This is a genomic window from Lederbergia wuyishanensis (genome assembly GCF_022900255.1).
Lineage (GTDB): Bacteria > Bacillota > Bacilli > Bacillales > Bacillaceae_C > Lederbergia > Lederbergia wuyishanensis.
The window spans coordinates 932,119-954,121 of sequence record NZ_JALIRM010000001.1 but is presented as its reverse complement, the minus strand read 5'-3'; the positions used below and the strand labels follow the sequence as shown (position 1 = coordinate 954,121).

Here is a 22,003-nt window from a genome sequence, read left to right as displayed (position 1 = left end):
AAGGGCCTAGTTATTAGGCTCTTTTTCAAAAGATAAGAAATTTAAATTGTGTTTAATTTTAGCTTTACTAGCTCTAGGCGCTATCGGCTTGCAGTCTGAAACCAGAGATAAAGAAAGGATGATAACGCCTATCTTTGCTCATAACATTTACTTGTTGAAGGCAGCAGGCGCCTTGCACTTTTCTTAAATACAGGTGATCAAAGTGAAGGAATTATATCCAAAAAAAGGTCGAGTCATTTTACACGTAGATATGAATAGTTTTTTTGCATCGGTTGAAATGGCTTATGATCCTTCATTAAAAGATAAGCCGCTTGCTATAGCGGGGGATGAAGAAGCACGTAAAGGAATTGTTGTCACATGCAGCTATGAAGCGCGTAAGTATGGTGTGAAAACAACTATGCCTTTATGGGAAGCAAAAAAATTATGTCCCCATTTAATAATAAAAAGACCTAATTTTGAGCGTTACCGGAATGCTTCCATGGCCTTGTTTGAGATTTTACGGCGTTATTCTGAATTGGTAGAGCCAGTTTCAATTGATGAAGGTTATATAGATATTACCGAATGCTACGAACTAGGTAGTCCAATCGAAATTGCTAATGACATTCAGCAAAGCTTACTTAATCAACTTGATTTGCCATGCAGTATTGGAATTGCTCCTAATAAATTTTTAGCTAAAATGGCATCAGATATGAAGAAGCCCCTCGGCATTACTGTCTTGAGAAAAAGAGATATTGCCGAAGTTATTTGGCCTTTGCCAACAGTTGAAATGCACGGAATTGGCAATAAAACAGGTGAAAAGCTTGCGACACTTCACATTCATTCAATTGGTGATTTAGCAAAGGCGAGTGATTTTGTTCTAAAAGCTCATTTAGGAATTCGTGGACTGCAATTAAAAGAACGAGCAAATGGAATCGATACTCGACATGTTGACCCTGATGCAGCAGAGGAAAATAAAAGTGTTGGAAATTCGGTAACATTACCAAAAGATATTTCAAATCAATCAAAGTTATTAGAAATTCTTGAATCCCTTTCCGAAAGTGTCTCAACCAGGTTAAAGAAAAAGGGTTATGTAACAAAAAATATTTCGATTACGATCCGCTATTATAATCGAAAGACCATTTCAAGAGGAAAAAAAATAATCAATCCCATTGTAGAATCTAAAGATATTTATCAAGCGGCAAAATCTTTATTTTTAAATAACTGGAAAGGAGATCCAGTTAGACTGCTAGGAATAACAGGTCAAGATTTGATCAATGAAGATCATGCATATGAACAGCTCGATTTATTTTCTTACGAAAAAGCAGCTCAAAAGGAGCCGCTTTATAAAGCCATTGATAAAATAAAAAGTAAATATGGAAAATCGATCCTTCAAAAAGGAAGCGATCTTCAAAAGAAATAACTTAAAAGAAACATTGAATTATTTTTTTAGAAAACTTAAAAGTCTAGCTAAAAGCTTTCTTTTTTTCTTAGAAATGGTTACTATTTTTTCTTTACTTTTTTGTATATAGATTTCCTCTTTATCAATTGCATGATCGTATGTTAGAACGAGTCCGATATTCGTATCATAATTTTTATTTGCTACGATAGAAAATTGCATATGGTTTAATCTTGCTTTATGAATGTAATCTGATAAATAGGTGTAGTCAAGATCTCCATTTAGTAGTAATGTTGCTTGCGGATGTTCTTTCATCAATTGTATTACCTCTGGATAAACACCTTTTTCCATTACTTGGCTTTTAGTCAATGCTACTACAATTCTCTCTCTAATAGTCCCAAGAAATTTTCTTCGTTCTTCGGGCTTTATTTCTTTTACCCCGTACATTCCCTTTTGTAAGTAATCATCCACATTGGGGCTTTTCACGGCAAACACCTCCGCGGTAATATATTCCGTATGTAGTTTTTTTGTTAAAAATTTATTATCCTATTTTTAGTATAGCAGTTATTATTAGATATCTGTATGTTTAAATTGCAAAAGAAAAAGGCTGTTTGCACAGGTTCTTTCCTGTATGTAAACAGCCTTTTTAAAGCATTTTTTTAGCAATCTTTCACATCAAGATCAGTTACTGGCCACCACTTAAATCCTTCTTTTTCAAGCAGTTCATCTGCTTCCTTAGGACCCATTGTTCCAGCGCTATAATTTGGAAACTTCGCTTTTTGACTTTCCCAATAGTGACTAATCTTATCAACAAAGCTCCAAGATAGAGCAACCTCATCCCAATGCGTAAAGTTTGTTGCATCACCTCTTAGGCAATCAAACAAAAGCTTTTCGTAAGCTTCTGGTGTATTAAGACCAGGAGCGTGATTATTGGAAAAGTTAAGCTTCACTGGAGTCGTTTCCATCATTTGTCCTGTGTCTTTTGCGTTTAAATGAAGAGTGATTCCTTCCTCTGGTTGAATATGAATGACTAGAAGATTCGGATCTAAATCCTTTTCTGATTTATAATATAGGTTCATAGGGATATCTTTGAATTGAATCACAATCTTCGTAGATTTAGCTGTCATTCTTTTGCCAGTTCGAATATAAAATGGTACACCGGCCCATCGGAAATTATCGATCATTAGTTTACCTGCAACGTACGTATCAGTATTTGATTCCTCGTTTACATTTTGCTCTTCACGATATCCAATCACTTTTTCCCCGTTAATCTCACCAGGACCATATTGTCCTCTTACGAAGAAATTCGGGATGTCATCGTGCTCGATGGAGCGCAGGGCACCTAACACCTTCACCTTTTCACTACGAATTTCCTTCGGTGTGAGACGAATAGGTGGTTCCATTGCGAGAAGGGCGACCATTTGGAGCATATGGTTTTGAACCATATCGCGTAGAGCACCACTCGTTTCGTAATAACCTCCACGTTCTTCTACACCTAACATTTCACTTGAAGTAATTTGAATATTTGAGATGAATCGATTGTTCCATAAAGGTTCAAAAATAGCATTTGCAAAGCGGATTACTTCGATATTTTGGACCATTTCTTTTCCTAGGTAATGATCGATACGGTAAATATCGTTTTCGGAAAATACGTTTCTAATTCTTTTATTTAATTCTTTAGCCGATTCTAAATCATGTCCAAACGGTTTTTCGATGACAAGTCTATGGAAACCATTTGTATCTGTTAATCCGTCAATTTTTAAATGCTCAGCAATTGTACCGAAAAATTCTGGAGCCATGGCTAAATAAAAGATTCGGTTTCCTTCTAGACCATATGTTTGATCGAGCTCATTTGCTAGATTTTTTAATTGTATGTATGATTGTGAATCGCTGACATCATGAGGTTTATAATAAAAGTGAGAAACAAATTCCTCTATATTCTCCGCATCTTTAATAGATGTTAAAACAGAGTCCCTAACATGTTCTCTCAAAACTTCATCAGTCCAAGGGCGTCTTGCAACCCCAATAACTGCAAAATGCTCTGATAATTTCCCTTTTCTAAAAAGATGATAAAGAGAAGGATATAGCTTTCTTTTAGCTAGATCTCCAGTTGCTCCGAAAATCATTATAAGTGATGCGGGTGTTTCTGCTTGAATCATAATGAAAACCTCTCTTTTCCTTCTTAAACTTTTCCAGCATGTTGATTATACCCTATCTTACCAATTATTCTGAAAAAAGACGATTAGTCAAGTATCTATTTTTCAATATTTTTTATTAATTATGATAAAATAAGTATTATTTATATGGAGGGTTAATATGAAATTACTCTTTCTCGGAACTGGTGCGGGAGTACCTGCAAAGCCCAGGAATGTTTCTTCTTTAGCGTTGATGCTATTGGAAGAGAGAAATTCTATATGGCTTTTTGATTGTGGTGAAGCGACCCAACACCAAATATTACATACTTCATTAAAACCTAGGAAAATCGAAAAAATTTTTATAACCCATCTTCATGGAGATCATATATTTGGCCTTCCAGGATTATTAGGTAGCCGTTCCTTCCAAGGAGGGGAAACAGAGCTTACCATTTACGGTCCGAAAGGCATTCGAGAATATGTTGAAGTTTCTCTTAGAATTAGTCAAACCCATTTAAAATACCCTTTATCAATCATTGAAATTGAAAATGGGGTTATTTTCGAAGACGAACAATTTACAATTGAAACTTTATTACTTGATCACGGAATCGCCAGCTACGGATATCGAATTATGGAAAAAGATAAAAAAGGAACTCTCGATGCTGACCGACTCCTTTCCGAAGGTATTCCACCAGGGCCGATTTATAAGCTCCTAAAAATGGGTGAAACCGTTACTTTGGAAGATGGAAGAGTGATAAATGGAATCAATTATTTAGGTCCGGAAATAAAAGGTAGGGTCATTTGTGTTCTAGGTGATACACGACCTTGCGAAAATGCAGTTACTCTTGCGTCTTGTGCAGATGTTGTAATCCATGAAGCTACTTTTTCCGCAGACAGTGATGAGATGGCAAGAAATTATTTCCATTCAACAACAGCCCAGGCAGCGAGACTGGCCTTGAATGCGCAGGCAGACACCCTTTATTTAAATCATATTAGTTCTCGTTATCTTAAAGAAAATTGGAATCAGCTTACGGAAGAAGCTAAAGCTATATTTCCTAACACGAAAATGGCATATGATTTCCTAGAAACGACAATTGATACACATAAAAATTAGATCATCCAACCTCGTCGGTATTGCTCAGGAGCTTCTAAATCATATTTTAGTTCTCTAGCAGCAGTGCGCGGCCAATACGGATCTCGCAATAGGGCACGGGCGATAAAAACTAAATCGGCTCGACCGTTTTGTAAAATTTCTTCTGCTTGAGTTCCATTTGTAATCAAACCTACTGCACCAGTTGGGATATTTGCTTCATTCCTAATTTGATTTGCAAATGGAACTTGGTAGCCTGGGAAAGTAGGAATATTTGCAGGAACGACTGCACCTGAACTAACGTCTATTAAATCGACTCCTTGTTCTTTCATCCAATGTGCCATTGTTACATAATCTGCTGGGTTAAGCCCTCCATCACTGTAATCATTAGCTGAAACACGCACGAATAGAGGGCCATCCCAAACCAATTTAACTTCTTCTATAATTTCTTTCATGAAGCGGTAGCGTTTTTCGAGAGTACCTCCATACTCGTCACTGCGCTTATTTGTAAGAGGAGAAAGAAATTCATTGATAAGATATCCGTGAGCACCATGAATTTCGATTATTTTAAATCCTGCTTTTTTTGCTCTTTCCGCAGCTTTTCCAAATGCTCTAACCGTTTCTTTAATTTCGTCAATGCTCATTTCCTTTGGTGTCTTCATGCTTTCGTTAAAAGGAATTGCACTTGGGGCAATGATTTCTCCATCAAGCACTGCTTTTCGACCAGCATGAGCGATCTGTATCCCACTTACAGCACCATGCTCTTCAATCATTTGAGTAAGCTTTGAAAGCCCATCAATATGGTCATCACTCCATATTCCTAAATCGCGAGGACTAATTCTTCCTTGCGGTGTTACGGCTGTTGCCTCAACAATAATTAATCCTACTTGGCCAACAGCACGACTTGTATAATGAGTATAATGCCAATCTCCAACCATTCCATCCTCATTGGAGCAGGAATACATGCACATAGGCGACATGACAATTCGATTTTTAATCGTAATATTTTTTACTTTAAAAGGTGTAAAAAGTTTTACAGACATTTTTTTGCCTCCTAAATTGCTTTCGTTCTATTATAGCAAGGTGAAGACATTTTTTGCATTTTTGAGGACTTATGTCACGTTATTTTGGATTCGTACATGATCCCTAACTGCTTTGATTGTTCATATGCTGCGTTAATACAAGCGATGAACGCTTCCTGCATTTCAGCTTGATGAAGGACGGAAATCCCTGCTTCCGTTGTACCTCCAGGGCTTGTCACTTCATGCCTTAGTTCTGAAGCTTTTTTCCCCGATACTGATAACATTTCAGCGGCACCTAATAATGTTTGGATAATAAGTTGATTGGCTGTGTCTTTTTCTAAGCCGAATTGTGCAGCTGCACGTTCCATCGCTTCCACTACATAATAGAAGTACGCAGGACCACTTCCTGAAAGTGCGGTAATGGCATCCATCTGATGTTCGGCCACTTCCTCAGTAATTCCAATGGATGAAAAAATGGAGAGTGCTAGTTCCTTTTGCTCGTTAGAAACAAAAGGATTAAATGTAATAGCTGTTGCCGATTTTCCGACACTTGCAGAAGTATTTGGCATTGTTCTTGCAATTGCACAATTGGTTTTTAGTTTATCGGTTATAAACTCAATGGATATTCCGGCCATAACGGAAACAAAGAAAGAATTTTCACGAATGTAGGGGCTGATCTTATCCAGTGCTTCACCAGCGTCTTTTGGCTTTACAGCAAAAATAATCATATCGGCATCATGAACAAGTTCATTTGTATCATAAGTTGTATAAATTCCGTACTTTTGTTCAAGTTCTGTCATCTTTTGTTTATTATTTCGATTGGTTATACAGATGTTCTTCGGATTAACTATATTTTTTTCAATTAATCCGGCAATCATTGCTTCTGCGATAGATCCTGCTCCAACAAATGATATTTTCATCGATTTCCCTCCTGTTCTTAATATTTTTTGTTAATTTTGTATGGTTTATTTCCACTTAAATAAAAAAAACCTCTCATCCTGTAAAAAAGGACGAAAGGGAATAGCTTCCGTGGTACCACCTTCATTGATTGCTTAGTTGCAACAACCATCTCTGGCCCTTAACGCGGGATTACGGTCAGTTTTGCTGACAGCTCGCTAGGCAGGTTCAAACAAAAAGGGGATGTCGGAGCCTTCCAGCCTATGGACTCCAATCTCTTGCATCATTTCCGTTTTACTAATCCCAGTTCATCGCGGTTTAATCATTGTTTAGTTAAAATATTATATATGATTATGATTATCGAATGGATAATTGTCAAGAAAAAGTTTTCTCAATACTCTGAGTACAATTTGAATATAATGACTTTTTTGTTAATACTCGATACACTGTAATTACTTATCTATTTTGAAGTTGAGGGATTATAATGGTTAGCTTTAATGAAAAAATTATAAAAATCGAATTGCCAACTCCATTTGCGGTCGGCGATGTAAATGTTTATGTTGTTAAAGGAGATGCTCTTACTTTAATCGACGCTGGAGTAAAGACAGAGACCGCTTGGAAAGCATTTACTTTTCATCTAGCTCAGCACGGGTTAACACCTGAAGATATTGAACAAATTGTTCTCACCCACCATCATCCAGATCATGTTGGATTTTTAGAATGGCTTCCAGAGGTACCAATTTACGGGCATAAATATGTTCGCCCGTGGATTGAAGAGAATCCTGCTTTTATGGCTGCCCATGATGATTTTTATAGACGGTTATTTAAAGAATTTGGTTTAAGAGGGGATATGGAACAAATGTTGCATAACTTGAAAACTCCTCTTCAATATTCGAGTGCAGCCCCGCTTTCGAAAGAAATTTCAGAAGGGGATATAATCCCAGGGTTTGAAAAATGGTCCATTATTGAAACGCCTGGACATGCTCAAAGCCATTTATCTTTTTTTCGTGAAAATGATGGTGTTATGTTATCAGGGGATCATTTACTTGCGAAGATATCGTCTAATCCTTTTCTTGAACCGGCTTTAAATCCGTCATCTGAACGTCCAAAACCACAGTTGCAATATAACGAATCTCTAGAAAAGCTTTTGGAGTTGGATATTAGCATTGCTTACACAGGTCATGGAGTAGATATTCAGAGAGTACATGAACTTGTTAAACGTCGCTTGCAGCGCCAGCATGAACGGGCATTACAAGTACTTGAATTACTGAAAAACCGTCAATTGACGACTTTCTCAATTACGAAAGAACTTTTTCCTGCTGTGTATCAAAAGGAACTTGGATTAACCTTATCTGAATCAACAGCTCAGTTAGATTATTTACTATCCTTAGGTCTTATTAAAAAGCAGGTGGATGATGACGGGGTTGCATTATTTTCAGCTATTGAGGGTGCGCTATGAAAAATGAACGGATTAAAGGGAAAACAGTTGTTATAACCGGAGCTTCTGGAGGGCTTGGAGAGCAGATTGCTTACTTGTGTGCTCAAAACGGGGCTAACTTAATCTTACTTGCCCGCAATATCGAAAAGTTGAATCAATTAGCTATCCGGATTAGCAACAAATATGGAGTGAAATGTAAAGGCTTTGAGCTCGATGTATCCAAGCCAGAACAAATATCTCAAGTCTTCAATCATATTTATGAAACAGTTGGAGAGATTGATATTTTAGTGAATAATGCCGGTTATGGGATTTTTTCTAATGCCATTGATATCAATCTTCCTGATTTGGAAGGAATGTTTGCTGTCAACGTTATCGGTTTAATTGCATGTACAAGAGAAGTTATTCCATATATGTGTAAAAGGAAATCCGGCCATATTATTAATATCGCTTCTCAGGCAGGAAAACTTGCAACTCCCAAGTCAAGTGTATATGCTGCTACGAAACATGCAGTGCTTGGTTTTTCGAATAGCTTGCGAATGGAGTTATCCGAGTACGGTGTATTTGTAACTGCAGTTAATCCCGGACCCATTCATACTGAATTTTTTCAAAAAGCTGACCCAGGGGGATCATATCTTAAAAGCCTAGGTCAATTTATCCTAGATCCTCAAAAAGTTGCGAGTAACATTGTCCGCGTTATGCTTAAAAATCACCGTGAAATTAATATGCCTCGCTGGATGAATTGGACCGCGACTTTGTATACATTAGCACCAAGGACTATTGAATCTTTAGGTAGAAAAGCATTTTTCAAAAAATAAAAACATTATCTATATCTTTATAAACTCATAATTATGTCTCTTTTAACGAGATATAATTATGAGTTTTTTTGTGCAAAGTAAAGAAGGCATAAATTTCTACTGTTTATCTCCAATCACCGTCGTTCCGTGAAGCTAGTCAAAGAACAACTTTTTACGTTTCAGAATATTTGCTTGTCGCCTAAGGCTAGCCTTTCATTACGGGCTTTCTAATTTAGAAAAAAGTACCATTTGAAAAAATAGGTACTTTCAGCTAATATATTGCATATAATATATAGAACAAACGTTCGGTTAGTTATTTAGCACCAAGCAGCAAACAGGACGTTGTGTTTTTAACCTTCCTTCGAGGTGCTTACGCTTTTCTTTGTCCGGCTCCAGCGCCTAGCCCCTCGAGGTCAAATAACCTGAGGAATAAAAGTCAAGGAACCGACTTTTTTTTTCCTCAAAACATTTGCTTGTCGGAGGCCCGCAGGATGCGGGTCAGGAAGGCGTTGCGACGTACACGGATGTACTAGTGCAGGCGAAGCGACAGGATGTCGCTACCTGAGCCTGCAACAGGACGTTGTGTTTTTAGCCTTCCTTCACTTTCGAGGCGCTTACGCTTTTCTTTGTCCAGCTCCAGCGCCTAGCCCCTCGAGGTCAAATAACCTGAGGAATAAAAGTCAAAGAACCGACTTTTTTTCCTCAGAACATTTGCTTGTCAGGGCTAACGAGGCGCTTACGCTTTTCTATTAGGAGGCATAGGTATGGTTGTTGATTATAGCAAGCTTCCACATGACAAAATATTATGTATTGATATGAAGAGCTTTTATGCTAGCTGTTCGGCCGTGATGCTCGGATACGATCCGCTGGAATGCCATCTTGCAGTTGTTGGAAACTTGAAGCAGCCTGGAAGTGTCGTGCTCGCGGCATCTCCACGTTTGAAAAAAGATTTTGGGATTAAAACGGGCTCTAGGCTTTTTGAAATACCAGATGATGAAAGAATCCGGCTTGAAGAGGCAAAAATGAGTACTTATTTGCGAGTTGCTACTGAAATTACCCGTCTTTTTCATCGTTATGTTCCGAAAGAAGCAATTCATGTGTATAGCGTGGACGAAAGCTTTATCAAAATCGATGGAACAAGTGATCTATGGGGAGATGCTCGTTTAGTTGCAGAGAAAATCAAGGATGAGCTATTCCGAGAGTTCCAGCTAACGTGTTCTATTGGCATCGGACCCAACATGCTTCTTTCAAAGCTTTGCCTTGACCTTGAGGCAAAAAAAAGCGGAATAGCGGAATGGACCTACGAAGATGTTCCGAAAAAACTATGGCCGGTTGCTCCACTTAGAGAAATGTGGGGAATCGGAAGAAGAGTAGAGAGAACGTTAAACAGTATGGGAATTTTTAATGTGGGGCAGCTTGCCCATTCGGATTTACACTTACTCGAGAAAAAATTTGGAGTGATGGGGAACCAACTTTACCACCATGCATGGGGAGTAGATTTGTCTGAATTAGGGGCTCCGATTATAGAAGGGCAAATCAGTTTTGGAAAGAGTCAAATTTTGCTTCGTGATTATAAGGATAAAGAGGAGATTATTTGTGTCATTCTCGAAATGTGTGAAGAAGTGGCGCGAAGGGCAAGAGAGCGTAAAAAGGCGGGAAGAACCATCAGCCTTGGCATTGGATATAGCGATAAAGAGTTTGGTGGTGGATTTTTACGATCATACACAGTAGAGGAACCAACAAATATAACGATGGATTTATATCGTATTTGCTTGAAATTGTTTGAAACACATTATACAGGAAAGACGGTACGGCAAATTTCTATTGCATTAGCAAATGTGGTGGATGATAAATATGTTCAGTTAAATTTATTTGAACCTAGAAAAGTAAGTGAAAAAAAGCTTGGTTACACCGTAGATCGAATTCGTAGACGCCATGGAGGAGTGTCCTTATTACGAGCGATTTCTTATACGAATGCGGGAACGGCAAGGAAGAGGGCGGCTCTTGTGGGAGGACATAAAGCTTAAATTAATGATATTGAAGATTTGTAAAAGGAAGGTGTCCGTAATGATTCGAGATCGTGGCCGTATAAAATGGAATTCACTTATGCTTCCGGAGCATGTCACAATGCTTCGAAAATGGACAGAAGAAGACACGTATGAACAATTAAAGCAGTCCGATGAACAAAAATTGGAAATGCTAAATGATATAGCGGGTGTAGCAATGGAATTCGGGAAAGAAGTGATGATTACACATTTTATCGATCGGCATTACAAAGAAGTATTAGGGAAAATTCATTATTTTGATGCAATAAATAAGGAATTTCGTGTAGTGGATAAGAATGGACGTATGGTAAGGATTTCCGCTGAGAAGATTGATCAGATGGTTATTATGGAATAAAAAGGACCCGCAATAAGCTGCGGGCATCTCGGTTAATCATTTAATACTTTTTCTGCACGAACACACGACTCAAAATTTCCTTTATGCGTGCCGTCACAAAACGGTTTGCGACTGGAAAGCCCGCAGCGACATAAAGAAAAAACTTGTTTTGTTTCAAATACATTTCCATCAACATCAATTAATTCAACGTCACCCGATACTCGATAAGAGCCGTTGTCCATAACTTTGATTTGTACTTTTTCCAAATTAATATCCCCCTTAAAAAACTACTCCTATTAATAGTAGAAGGAATGGAGACGAAATGCAACCTTACTACTTAAGGTATGTGTTAGAATGGAAAAAAAGAAAGGAGATTGGATAATGAAAATTTCAATTTCAGAAGAAGCTGCCCAGCAAATCAAGAGGAAAATGGACGGAAAAAAACTAATCTTAAAGTTGAAATATGAAACTGACGGGTGCGGTTGTGCGGTCAGTGGTGTCCCTACCTTGCAATTAATCCGTGAGCAAGATTTGCATAAAGAGGATATGTTAATTGGAACTGGTAAGATGAACGTTTATATAGAAAAATCGAAAGCTATTTTTTTTGATGAAGAATTGAAAATTGATTACTCTCAAGAAACCCAATCATTTCGTTTATCAAGCCCAGGACAAATATTAAATGGGCGAATGAATTGCAATGTCGTATCGGACTGAAAAGGGTCAATTTAACTTTTATGCGTCTTCACGAAGAAATTAGAAATACAATGAGTTACATCGAGAATTAATGAAGGATTCGCGATGAAATATAATATCATAGTTTAATCTTAATCCTGCCCAAAATTAAAGAAAGTCGATCACAATCACGATTTGAAGTGGAATCAACACTCGTTTTCTGATGACGTGTTAATTCCACTAGCCACCTACTACATATCGCCCATATCTTTTTTAGAGAGTCGATAATACCCCGATTCGATTTCTCTAGATAGGTGAGGGGCTACTACATCAATCGCATTGACAAGTTTATCAAGGTCAATTCCAGTTTCAATCCCCATTCGTTCAAACATATATACAACATCTTCAGTGGCTACATTGCCGCTTGCCCCTGGTGCGAATGGGCAACCGCCTATCCCTCCAGCAGATGTATCGAAACGGTCGATCCCTGCTTGAAGGGCAGCATAAATATTAGTGAGCGCCATTTTCCTCGTATCATGGAAATGGGCAGCAATCATCATAGAAGGCAGCTCCTTCTTTAGTTCGGAAAAAAGTATAAAAGATTCTACAGGTGTCGCCATTCCAATTGTATCCGCAACACTTAGTTCATCGACACCGACTGCAGTGAATTCCCGGCAAAGCTTTACGGTTTCTTTGGTCGAAATTTTCCCTTCGTATGGACAATAAAAAGCGGTTGAGATGCAAGCGCGAACAAAAAAACCTTTAGCTTTTAATTCAGCAATAATCGGTAATAATTCCTCCATACTATCCCGCGTTGATTTATTTATATTTTTTTTGTTAAAGCTATCACTCACGCCTACGAAAACTGCAATATTTTTACAATCGGTTTCCAGTACTTTTTCAATTCCTTTTCGATTTGGAACTAAGGCAATACCGCGAATTCCTGTTGGTCGAGAATTCACAATCGAAAAGGCGTCCTTCATTTGCGGAACCCATTTTGGTGATACAAAAGAGGTGATTTCCATTTCCAGAATTCCCGCTAGTTCCAATGTCTTAATGAATTCTTTCTTAGTCTCAGTATCGATAAAATTGTCTTCATTTTGCAATCCATCTCGTGGCCCTACTTCAATGATTGTCACCTTTTCTGGTAAAACCAACCTAACTCCTCCTAAAAGAAGATTTTGAAAAAAATGCTATTACATTAAAATATGAAAAGTAGGGCAGCTTATGTTCGATTGCATAAAGATGAAAACTAACCTTTAAAAACTAAGCGATTATTATTTCGTCTATTATATGGGTGGTGGTATGAAAAAGTTTATTTTATGTACATTCAATTCTATGTTAAATATTACTTTAATTGCTTGTAGCAACACGGAGATAGCGCAGGAAACAAGAAGTAAACAGGATAAACAAAAAATCATCATCATGGACTCTGTTTCTATCCCACTTCCTCCAGAAGCCAAGAATATTGAATATATGCCAAGTGGCTTGGTACCACAGCAAATTCCCAACACAAATTTAAAGGATCCAATTCTCATTACGAGAATGCCTTACGCCGACAAGAAAATAACTAGTTATATTTCATCAGAAAAAAGAAAATAGACTCGTTCCCTTTAAATAATGGAACAAGTCTATTTTTATAGGCATTGTCATTTTCATTAAGTCCTTGAACATTACGTAAGTTTTAGTAATTTTTGTTTTAACTCGTTTTCCATTGAGACAAGTTCTTGCTCTGCTTGGGCGCGTTTTGCACGGCCTTCTTGTTGAATTTTGATTGTTTCTTCAAGTGTCGTAATTAAGTTAGATTGTGTTTTCTTCAATGTTTCAATATCAACTAGTCCACGTTCGTTTTCTCTAGCTGTTTCAATTGTATTTGTTTTTAACATTTCAGCATTTTTCAGTAATAGATCATTTGTTGTTTTAGATACTTGCTTTTGTGCCTCAACAGCCTGGCGTTGACGAATAAGAGTTAATGCAATTGCAATTTGGTTTTTCCAAAGTGGAATGGCTGTCATAATGGAAGTTTGGATTTTCTCAGCGAGTGCCTGGTTCGTATTTTGAATCATTCTGATTTGCGGTGCACTTTGGATTGTAATTTGTCTGCTTAATTTTAAGTCATACAGCCTCTTTTCAAGTCGATCTGCAAATTGAACCATGTCATTAACTTCCTGATACGTCATTTGATCGCCCGAAGCTTCAGCTTTTTTCTTAAGCTCAGGAATCGTCTTAGTGGTCAGCTCTTCAATTTTTAACTCTCCTGCTGCAATATAAATATTCAAAGCATGAAAGTATTCCTTATTTTTCTCATATAATTGTTCAAGCATCTTTAAATCATCTATTAAAGTTTGTTTAGATTGATTCAATTTCACAGTAATTCGGTCAATTTGTGCTCCGGTTTTTTGGTATTTAGACATCACTTCTTGAATTGAGTTAGAAATTCTACCAAACATTTTTGCGAAAAAGTTCTTTTTTTCGGGGGAAAGCTCATCTGGATTAACATCTCGGAGCTTACTCATTAAATCGTTTAAAATATCACCAATTGGACCAATGTCTTTACTTTGAACATGATCCAACATTGAACTTGAAAAATTTAATAATTGAGATTGCGCGTGCGTCCCATAAGCAATTACAGCTTGATGATTGGCAGGATCAATTTGTTTGGCAAGTTCAAGAGCGCGCTTCTTGTTCTCTTCAGGCAAGCTGTCCACAAGTCTGACAGGTTTAACATCTTGTTGTAATGGTTCTTGTTTTATTGGCACAATCTCTTGTTCACCAAATGGATTTGCTAGAAGATCATCAAGGCTTGAAAAATCTGTTTTTAATACTGTTTCAGTTTCTTTATTTTGTGAACTCATTATTTAGTTCTCCTTTCATCTTCGAGGGGGTTATACTCCAATTTTTTTAAGGAATGTTTTGCAACATCCAATTCAAAGTTCAAATCATCAATATCAGCTGAAAGAACACGATAAATATCTTTTTTGATAGACTCACTTAAATCTTCCAACGTACTCTGTGCTTCCTTAAGGGAAATATACATTTTTTCATTTTTAACAGGTTGGGAAGCGAGCAAAGCATATCTTTCGGAGAGTTCCACTACAGAATCAAGATGGTAGAAAAAGAAACGCTCAGATTGGTAAAAACGTCTTGGTTCTTTATTGATGATTGTGTACATCCTCTTTGATAATCTGCTTAATTCATATAACTGTTTAAAGGCCCCCATCGTTCTAACAGAGAAAAATGCTTTTTGTAATCTGCTAATTTTTTTCTTTGCTTCCGCTAAGTTTTTTTGTATATACACATATTCTTTTCTTGTCAATTTATTTTTTTTCAAAAATTTACGATCAGAATATAGTTTTATCCCAAAAAATGTAAGACCGCCTACTAGTAATGCGGTGACAGTAGAAGGTAAAAATCCTAGGACGGAACCACTAAATAAAATGACCCATAGTAATATGGTTTCCGAGACGGCAAACATGCCGAGAAAAAATGTAAAAACAGGTTTCATGCCCGCATCTACTCCTTATCGCTTCTTTTCTATATAAATTAATTACGTTGATGGTTAAAAAAAGGTTTCATTCATATCTATTATAAGGAATAAACCAATCTTTTGAAAGATACAACACGTGATAAAACGGTTGGATAATGAAGGAGGATGAAAAATTGAAAAAAGTATATACATCCTTTGAGGAGGCCATAAGTGGAATTCAAGATGGTTCTACTCTGATGGTGGGCGGTTTTGGTCTCTGTGGAATACCAGAAAATTTAATATTGGCGCTTCGCAATAAGAATGTTAAGGATTTAACGATTATATCGAATAATTGCGGAGTTGATGATTGGGGACTTGGATTATTGCTTAAAAACAAACAAATCAAAAAGATGATTGGTTCATATGTTGGTGAAAATAAAGAGTTTGAGAGACAAGTGCTTTCAGGGGAAATTGAGGTGGAATTGATTCCGCAAGGTTCCTTGGCGGAGAAAATTCGCGCAGGGGGCGCAGGGATTCCTGCTTTTTATACTCCTGCGGGAGTTGGTACATTGGTGGCGGACCGAAAAGAAATAAGGAAATTCAACGGAAAATCATATGTACTCGAGGAGGCACTTATTGCCGACTTTAGTATTGTGAGAGCTTGGAAGGGGGATGAAATGGGAAACCTTGTGTATCGTAAAACGGCACGGAACTTTAACCCTATTATTGCTACAGCAGGAAAAGTGACGATTGCAGAAGTGGAAATTCTTTATAAAACAGGTGAAATAGATTCAAATACAATCCATACACCGAGTGTTTACGTTCAGAGAATTATTCAGGGGCATCAGGAAAAAAGGATTGAGAGAAAAACAATAAAAACATAAGGGGGGATTGAATGTGGATCGATCAAATATTCGAAAAAAAATGGCGATGAGGGTTGAGAAAGAAATTAAAGACGGGTATTACGTAAACTTAGGAATCGGTATGCCTACCCTAGTAGCCAACTATTTATCACCTAAAAAACAAGTTGTCCTACAATCTGAGAATGGGTTGTTAGGTATTGGACCTTATCCGGAGGAATCAGAACTAGACGCCGATTTAATCAATGCTGGCAAAGAAACAGTCACAGCGATTCAAGGTGCAGCCTATTTTGATAGTGCAGAATCATTTGCTATGATTCGAGGAGGACATATTGATCTCGCAATATTAGGCGGAATGGAAGTTTCAAAGAATGGAGATCTGGCAAATTGGATGATCCCAGGTAAAATGATCAAGGGGATGGGAGGAGCAATGGATCTCGTTCACGGTGCTGGAAAAATTATTGTCATGATGGAGCACGTAAATAAGATTGGGGAACCAAAAATCTTGAATTTCTGCAGTCTACCTTTAACAGGAAAACAGGTGGTAGATAGGATAATAACAGATAGAGCGGTTATTGACGTAACGGAAACAGGTCTCGTGTTAAAAGAAGTGGCCACTGGCTATTCGGTGGAAGAAATTATTTCATCAACAGAACCGGATTTAAACCTTGCAGAAAATATAATAATGAATGCCTATTGAATAAACCATGGCTTGATACATCTCAAGCCATGGTTGTTATTTATTTTCGTCACTTATTTTCCAATTTCCATTTATTAAACTCTAGAAATTCACGAAATTCTTCTTTAGATACACCCGATGTCATTGCTTCACGAACAAGTTCCTCCCAATCGGAATCCAACCCGATTGCTCCGTCTTGTTCGTCGTGGAGCAAAGCATTAACAGAAATACCTAATACTTCCGATACTTTTTCTAAAAAGTGGATTGAAGGGTTCGATTGGATATTTCGTTCAATTGAACTTAAATATGACTTTGCAACCCCGGCTTTTTCGGCTAATTCTGATAAAGACAATTTTTTCTGCTTTCGATACTCACGCAAACGTTCGCCAATCATGTAGATCTTCACCTTCCTTACAGTAAAGTATACCATATAACGAAGGTTTGTTTCATATTTAGAACGTATTGGAATGAAAAATTTTGTACTTTTGTAAGAAATAATCTTAAACAAGGATCAACTAGTGCTTTTTAAACCTATGAATATGTAGAAACTCCCTAATGCTTTCTGGACTAATTCCTGCATTTAATGCAGCTAATATTAACTTTACCCATTCTTCATCGAGTTGCTCGGGCTTTACCATTATCGCTTTCTGCATAATGACCTCCTAAAATACATAGAGTATTTAGGTAACCCAGCTGCCATAGTTGAAAACCTTAGGCCTGTGGCTTTGCGTATCTGCCTTTCGTTCAGACTTGCCTTTATCTAAATAATATTTCATTTGTATTCATGAATCATTATACATATTACAAAAGTCTCATTTATAAAAAAATTGTCGATGTCGAAATGAATGGAGCAGCGAGAATAATAGTCATTAATAAGTAGCTTTTTGTCGCAAAACAAAATTACAAGTTATAAAAAGTTGGAAAAGGAAAATAATCTATCTTGCTTTAACGCAGAAAAGTAAATAACATTGCTGAAACAAAAAGAAAAATGTTGAACAAAAATTTTAAAAAGTTATATATGTTCAGTATAATTGTGCTTTTTTGTAATCATTTCTAAATATCCAATCTCTTCCTGAGAAAGTGGTGGTGAGCATACAGCTCTTACATTATCGAGTAATTGCTCTACAGAACTAGCGCCGGTCACAACAGATGCTACTGTCTCGTGGGCAAGGTTAAACTGGAGAGCGACCTCATTTAAAGAACGTGAAAATAAAAGTTTCGCTTTAATGCTTTCGATTAATTCTTTTATTTCTTCAGATGAATAATCAAGAAATTTCGCATTAAAGTCATCTGCTTCTATAGCTTCAAGTGTCTTATCACTTAGTATGCCTTTCGCGACTGAACCTCTTGTGACGATACTAATATTATGCTCTGTTAAAAGTGGCATTACTGCTTCAGGACGTCTGTCCAATAAACTATATTGCATCATATTACTAACAATAGAAGAATCTTCGACGTATTTTCGTATTACATTTGGGCGAATGGAAGAAATACCATAATAACGAATGAAACCTTCTTCCTTTAATTCTTCAAAAGCTTGAATCGTTTCTTCGATGGGATCATCAATCGTTCCACCATGAAGTTGATATAAGTCGATGTAATCTGTTTTAAGCCTACGAAGGCTGTTCTTTACAGCTTCTTTTATGTAGTCTTTCGATGGATCCCAACTCCAACCATTCTTATTTTCATTCCAACGATTTCCCACTTTTGTTGCGATGATGACATCTTCTCTTCTACTGGATAAAGTTTTACCTACAATATCTTCGTTTACCCCGTAATCATATAAGTCTGCTGTATCGAAGTAGTTAATTCCAGCCTCAAGCGCCGCTTCAATAATTTTTTGAGCATTATTAATTTCAGTTCCAATCGACATGCAGCCTAATCCAATTTTAGAAATTCGTAAATTTGAATTTCCTAGCTGTCTTTTTTCCAATTTCCTCATCACCTTCCGTATTCTTTTCTTTATTTTACTGGAAAGTCATCCAGTATAACAAAGTTAATGTTCTAACTGCTTTATGATATGATTGGAAAAACAAAAATAAGGAGCGAATAAGGATGAAGAAGTTTGAAGAGAAAACAATAAATAGTAAAGAGATATTTAGCGGAAAGATAGTTCGTTTACTTGTTGACGATGTATTGCTACCTGACGGAAATATGGCAAAACGAGAAATTGTAAAACATCCAGGGGCTGTAGCTATAATAGCTATTAATGATGAAAATAAAGTAATTATGGTTGAGCAATATCGCAAACCTTTGGAACGATCTTTGCTTGAAATTCCTGCAGGGAAACTTGAATACGGAGAAGAACCTCTAGTGACTGCAGAACGTGAACTTGAAGAAGAAACGGGTTATGCAGCAGGGAAGATGGAACATCTAATATCGTTTTACACTTCACCCGGTTTTGCTGATGAATTAATTCATCTTTACATAGCTACTGATTTAACAAAAATCGATAATCCGAAAATTGGCGATGAGGACGAGTTTGTAGAACTTCATGAAATTACACTGGAAGAAGCAATACATTATGTTGAAGAAAAGCGGATTTATGATGCAAAAACAGTATACGCAGTCTCATATTTACAATTAAGGATGGCGCTGAAGTCTAATGAATGAATTTTTTATTGATTTGCATATTCATATAGGCAGGACACTAACTGGTAAGCCTGTAAAAATAACAGCCAGCAGAAATCTTACCTTAACGAATATATTAAAAGCAGCGAAATTTCCCAAGGGATTGGATATTGTAGGTATCATTGATTGCCATTCACCAGAAGTAATTCTTGAAATAGAACATTTATTAGATATTGGAAAACTCGTAGAAATGAAAGACGGGGGCTTCCAGTATGAAAATGGCGTCGTTCTTATTCCAGGGGCAGAACTAGAAATAAACGATCACCATTGTAAAGGGCCAATCCATGTCCTTGCATACTTTCCAACAATACTATCACTCAAGGAATTTTCAAATTGGCTCTCGGAAAGAGTGACAAATATCCAGCTTAGCACTCAGAGAATTTATGAAGATGCAATTGTCATTCAAGAAAAAGTTAAAGAGCTTAATGGATTATTCATTCCTGCTCATGTCTTTACGCCTTTTAAAAGCCTCTATGGAAAAGGTGTCGAATTAACATTAACGGAAGTATTTAATCCAACACTGATTGATGCAGTCGAACTAGGTTTGAGTTCCGATACGAATATGGCCGATCAGCTTTCAGAACTTCACCCATATAGTTTTTTAACAAATTCCGACGCTCACTCCCTCGGAAAAATGGCAAGGGAATATCAAATGTTAAAACTAGAGGAACCGACTTTTAGGGCAATTGAACGATCTTTAAAGAATATCGATGAAAACAGGATTGTATCCAATTACGGGTTAAATCCTTTATTAGGAAAATATTACCGAACAACTTGTGCAAATTGTTTTATACCTTGGAAAAAAGAGCTTTGCCCAAATTGTGGCTCGAAAAAATTTACTATGGGTGTGTTTGAACGCATTTCACAATTAGCAGATGCTAAAGATAAACCGAAAAGACCACCTTATATCCACCAAGTCCCATTGGATTTCATTCCAGGCTTAGGGCCAAAAGCAATGGAAAATTTATTGAATCATTTTGGAACAGAGATGAATATATTGCATCGAATTAATGAATCGGATCTAAAGAAAGTTGTGAAAAAGGAACTTGCCGAATTAATCGTAAAAGCACGAGAGGGGACCCTTCAGTTTAATGCAGGCGGAGGAGGAAAATATGGAAGCATTCAAAAAATAGATTAGTGAATTGAACGGTCATTGTTGGCATACTTATTGCTTGTCCATCATATAATGTAGCATTCGTAGGACAGGAGGAGCAAAGGATGCGCAACAGACTTTCCACTAATATTATCAGTCGTCATTTTCAAGAACATTCATCCATCTACACATTCATCATGGTCCTTTTTTTAATGGGGGTTATTTTTGGTTCCATTTTTGTCAATAGCTTATCACCCCATCAGAAGGAAGATCTTTTTTATTACTTAAACCAGTTTTTTGGTCAGGTTGGTGAAGGAACGATGGTTTCTTCAGAAGAATTATTAAAATTAAGTTTTTGGCATAATGTAAAATTTGCTGGACTTATTTGGATTTTAGGAATTTCGATTATTGGTTTTCCGCTTATTTTTGTATTAATTTTTATTAAAGGGATTGTTATAGGGTTTTCTGTAGGGTTTCTTGTAAACCAAATGGGGTGGCATGGGCTACTATTAGCGTTTGTTTCTTTACTTCCACAAAACTTGTTTATTATTCCTATCTTTATTTTTATTTCGGTTTGTTCCATTGCACTTTCCATGAGATTAATAAAGAAAATTTTTATACGCCAATCACTCCCTTTTCAACTAGTCCCTGTTTTTACGCGATACTTTTTATCTTATATTGGTGCTATAGCCTTCATTACAATTGCCGCAAGCTTAGAAGCATATGTTTCACCAATGTTAATGAAATCGATAATACTTTCAATTACAAATTGATTTTCCTGTTCAATAAATTAAGCTTGGAATTATATATTTGATTTAAATTTAAATGTTTTTAAATTTACGTGAAAGATGAATTAAAAACGAATTTCTGCCATTTTCAATCATCTTAATTTTTCTAAACTATAATCATTTTAGTTTGATTATACCTTCCCTTCTGCTATAATATAGTGGATAGTGGCGAGGGAGGATACATAGTATGGAAAGTCGCATTGATCGCATAAAGAAACAATTGCATTCTGCAAGCTATAAGCTTACTCCCCAGCGTGAGGCCACGGTTCGGGTGTTGCTTGAACATGAAGAAGACCATTTAAGTGCCGAAGATGTATATCTTCTCGTAAAAGAAAAGGCACCAGAAATTGGTCTTGCTACAGTCTATCGAACATTAGAACTTCTAACAGAATTGAAAGTAGTGGATAAGATTAATTTCGGTGATGGTGTTTCTCGCTATGACTTGCGGAAAGAAGGGGCAGCCCATTTTCATCACCATTTAGTTTGCATTGAATGTGGGTCAGTAGATGAAATCCAAGAGGATCTCTTAGGAGATGTCGAAAAAATTGTTGAGCGTGATTGGAATTTTAAAATTAAGGATCACAGGCTCACGTTCCACGGAATTTGCTGGCGTTGCCATAAAAAAGCGGATGAAGAAGACACTAGTAAAAATGAAGAAGAAAAATAAATTGAGCCTTTCCCTTTCTG

25 protein-coding genes and 1 riboswitch are annotated in these 22,003 nt (G+C 36.9%); of the genes, 14 read left to right on the top strand and 11 right to left on the bottom strand.

Annotated elements, in window-relative coordinates:
- The first annotated feature begins 202 nt into the window (after window positions 1–202).
- Window positions 203–1,399 (top strand): DNA polymerase IV, encoded by a 1,197-nt coding sequence (locus tag MT489_RS04715; RefSeq protein WP_244680330.1) that lies wholly within the window; start codon window positions 203–205, stop codon window positions 1,397–1,399.
- 18 nt (window positions 1,400–1,417) lie between these two features.
- On the opposite strand, the gene MT489_RS04710 is transcribed toward MT489_RS04715, so the two are convergent.
- On the bottom strand, window positions 1,418–1,861 hold the full coding sequence (locus MT489_RS04710) for a YueI family protein (protein WP_244680329.1): 444 nt from the start codon (window positions 1,859–1,861) through the stop codon (window positions 1,418–1,420).
- 173 nt (window positions 1,862–2,034) lie between these two features.
- A complete protein-coding gene (zwf, locus tag MT489_RS04705; protein ID WP_244680328.1) occupies window positions 2,035–3,534 on the bottom strand; it encodes a glucose-6-phosphate dehydrogenase in 1,500 nt (499 codons plus the stop codon).
- Window positions 3,535–3,691: 157 nt separating this feature from the next.
- Between zwf and rnz the strand changes: the two genes are divergently transcribed.
- Window positions 3,692–4,621 (top strand): ribonuclease Z, encoded by a 930-nt coding sequence (rnz, locus tag MT489_RS04700; RefSeq protein ID WP_244680327.1) that lies wholly within the window; start codon window positions 3,692–3,694, stop codon window positions 4,619–4,621.
- On the opposite strand, the gene namA is transcribed toward rnz, so the two are convergent.
- Window positions 4,618–5,640, bottom strand: coding sequence for an NADPH dehydrogenase NamA (gene namA / locus MT489_RS04695; protein ID WP_244680326.1), 1,023 nt, complete (start codon window positions 5,638–5,640; stop codon window positions 4,618–4,620). The genes rnz and namA overlap by 4 nt on opposite strands.
- Before the next feature lie 74 nt (window positions 5,641–5,714).
- Complete coding sequence (gene proC / locus MT489_RS04690) at window positions 5,715–6,539, bottom strand: pyrroline-5-carboxylate reductase (RefSeq protein ID WP_244680325.1); 825 nt, start codon at window positions 6,537–6,539, stop codon at window positions 5,715–5,717.
- 461 nt (window positions 6,540–7,000) lie between these two features.
- Here proC and MT489_RS04685 point away from each other — a divergent pair, with 461 nt between their 5' ends.
- The 4 genes from MT489_RS04685 to MT489_RS04670 all read left to right on the top strand — a co-directional run bounded on the left by MT489_RS04685 (window position 7,001) and on the right by MT489_RS04670 (window position 11,148).
- A complete protein-coding gene (locus tag MT489_RS04685; protein ID WP_244680324.1) occupies window positions 7,001–7,975 on the top strand; it encodes an MBL fold metallo-hydrolase in 975 nt (324 codons plus the stop codon).
- Window positions 7,972–8,769 (top strand): SDR family NAD(P)-dependent oxidoreductase, encoded by a 798-nt coding sequence (locus MT489_RS04680; RefSeq protein WP_244680323.1) that lies wholly within the window; start codon window positions 7,972–7,974, stop codon window positions 8,767–8,769. The genes MT489_RS04685 and MT489_RS04680 overlap by 4 nt, the downstream gene beginning before the upstream one ends.
- A 743-nt stretch (window positions 8,770–9,512) precedes the next feature.
- On the top strand, window positions 9,513–10,775 hold the full coding sequence (locus tag MT489_RS04675) for a Y-family DNA polymerase (RefSeq protein WP_244680322.1): 1,263 nt from the start codon (window positions 9,513–9,515) through the stop codon (window positions 10,773–10,775).
- 40 nt (window positions 10,776–10,815) lie between these two features.
- Window positions 10,816–11,148 (top strand): YolD-like family protein, encoded by a 333-nt coding sequence (locus tag MT489_RS04670; RefSeq protein ID WP_244680321.1) that lies wholly within the window; start codon window positions 10,816–10,818, stop codon window positions 11,146–11,148.
- Window positions 11,149–11,180: 32 nt separating this feature from the next.
- Here MT489_RS04670 and MT489_RS04665 read toward each other — a convergent pair whose 3' ends face one another.
- Entirely contained in the window at window positions 11,181–11,393 is a 213-nt protein-coding gene (locus MT489_RS04665; protein WP_213123745.1) for a CDGSH iron-sulfur domain-containing protein, read from the bottom strand.
- Window positions 11,394–11,508: 115 nt separating this feature from the next.
- Here MT489_RS04665 and MT489_RS04660 point away from each other — a divergent pair, with 115 nt between their 5' ends.
- Complete coding sequence (locus MT489_RS04660; RefSeq protein ID WP_244680320.1) at window positions 11,509–11,841, top strand: iron-sulfur cluster biosynthesis family protein; 333 nt, start codon at window positions 11,509–11,511, stop codon at window positions 11,839–11,841.
- Window positions 11,842–12,050: 209 nt separating this feature from the next.
- Here MT489_RS04660 and MT489_RS04655 read toward each other — a convergent pair whose 3' ends face one another.
- Complete coding sequence (locus MT489_RS04655) at window positions 12,051–12,956, bottom strand: hydroxymethylglutaryl-CoA lyase (protein ID WP_244680319.1); 906 nt, start codon at window positions 12,954–12,956, stop codon at window positions 12,051–12,053.
- A 148-nt stretch (window positions 12,957–13,104) separates the two neighbouring features.
- Here MT489_RS04655 and MT489_RS04650 point away from each other — a divergent pair, with 148 nt between their 5' ends.
- Window positions 13,105–13,401 carry a hypothetical protein gene (locus MT489_RS04650; protein WP_244680318.1) on the top strand — a complete coding sequence of 99 codons (297 nt, stop codon included), beginning with the start codon at window positions 13,105–13,107 and terminating at the stop codon, window positions 13,399–13,401.
- Window positions 13,402–13,472: 71 nt separating this feature from the next.
- Here the strand turns inward: MT489_RS04650 and MT489_RS04645 are convergent, their stop codons facing one another.
- Window positions 13,473–14,654 carry a toxic anion resistance protein gene (locus MT489_RS04645; RefSeq protein ID WP_244680317.1) on the bottom strand — a complete coding sequence of 394 codons (1,182 nt, stop codon included), beginning with the start codon at window positions 14,652–14,654 and terminating at the stop codon, window positions 13,473–13,475.
- Window positions 14,654–15,304: a 5-bromo-4-chloroindolyl phosphate hydrolysis family protein gene (locus MT489_RS04640; RefSeq protein ID WP_244680316.1), complete on the bottom strand. Its 651-nt coding sequence runs from the start codon at window positions 15,302–15,304 to the stop codon at window positions 14,654–14,656. The genes MT489_RS04645 and MT489_RS04640 overlap by 1 nt, the downstream gene beginning before the upstream one ends.
- Window positions 15,305–15,459: 155 nt before the next feature.
- Between MT489_RS04640 and MT489_RS04635 the strand changes: the two genes are divergently transcribed.
- Window positions 15,460–16,149: a CoA transferase subunit A gene (locus MT489_RS04635; protein ID WP_244680315.1), complete on the top strand. Its 690-nt coding sequence runs from the start codon at window positions 15,460–15,462 to the stop codon at window positions 16,147–16,149.
- Window positions 16,150–16,189: 40 nt separating this feature from the next.
- On the top strand, window positions 16,190–16,825 hold the full coding sequence (locus MT489_RS04630) for a 3-oxoacid CoA-transferase subunit B (protein ID WP_370876370.1): 636 nt from the start codon (window positions 16,190–16,192) through the stop codon (window positions 16,823–16,825).
- 49 nt (window positions 16,826–16,874) lie between these two features.
- Here MT489_RS04630 and MT489_RS04625 read toward each other — a convergent pair whose 3' ends face one another.
- The 3 genes from MT489_RS04625 to MT489_RS04615 all read right to left on the bottom strand — a co-directional run bounded on the left by MT489_RS04625 (window position 16,875) and on the right by MT489_RS04615 (window position 18,737).
- Window positions 16,875–17,198: a helix-turn-helix domain-containing protein gene (locus MT489_RS04625; protein WP_244680313.1), complete on the bottom strand. Its 324-nt coding sequence runs from the start codon at window positions 17,196–17,198 to the stop codon at window positions 16,875–16,877.
- Between the two features lie 121 nt (window positions 17,199–17,319).
- A complete protein-coding gene (locus MT489_RS04620) occupies window positions 17,320–17,457 on the bottom strand; it encodes an anti-repressor SinI family protein (RefSeq protein ID WP_244680312.1) in 138 nt (45 codons plus the stop codon).
- A 27-nt stretch (window positions 17,458–17,484) separates the two neighbouring features.
- Window positions 17,485–17,569, bottom strand: a riboswitch (cyclic di-GMP riboswitch).
- 247 nt (window positions 17,570–17,816) lie between these two features.
- The gene (locus MT489_RS04615; RefSeq protein WP_244680311.1) at window positions 17,817–18,737 is read right to left on the bottom strand and encodes an aldo/keto reductase; all 921 of its coding nucleotides are present in this window, start codon (window positions 18,735–18,737) and stop codon (window positions 17,817–17,819) included.
- A gap of 122 nt (window positions 18,738–18,859) precedes the next feature.
- Between MT489_RS04615 and MT489_RS04610 the strand changes: the two genes are divergently transcribed.
- The 4 genes from MT489_RS04610 (at window position 18,860) to fur (ending at window position 21,983) form a co-directional block, all read left to right on the top strand.
- Window positions 18,860–19,417 (top strand): NUDIX hydrolase, encoded by a 558-nt coding sequence (locus MT489_RS04610; RefSeq protein WP_244680310.1) that lies wholly within the window; start codon window positions 18,860–18,862, stop codon window positions 19,415–19,417.
- Window positions 19,410–20,573, top strand: a complete 1,164-nt coding sequence (locus tag MT489_RS04605; protein ID WP_244680309.1) for an endonuclease Q family protein — start codon at window positions 19,410–19,412, stop codon at window positions 20,571–20,573. The genes MT489_RS04610 and MT489_RS04605 overlap by 8 nt, the downstream gene beginning before the upstream one ends.
- 80 nt (window positions 20,574–20,653) lie before the next feature.
- Window positions 20,654–21,301, top strand: a complete 648-nt coding sequence (gene spoIIM / locus MT489_RS04600) for a stage II sporulation protein M (protein WP_244680308.1) — start codon at window positions 20,654–20,656, stop codon at window positions 21,299–21,301.
- A gap of 202 nt (window positions 21,302–21,503) precedes the next feature.
- The gene (fur, locus tag MT489_RS04595) at window positions 21,504–21,983 is read left to right on the top strand and encodes a ferric iron uptake transcriptional regulator (RefSeq protein ID WP_244680307.1); all 480 of its coding nucleotides are present in this window, start codon (window positions 21,504–21,506) and stop codon (window positions 21,981–21,983) included.
- The last annotated feature ends 20 nt before the right edge of the window (window positions 21,984–22,003 follow it).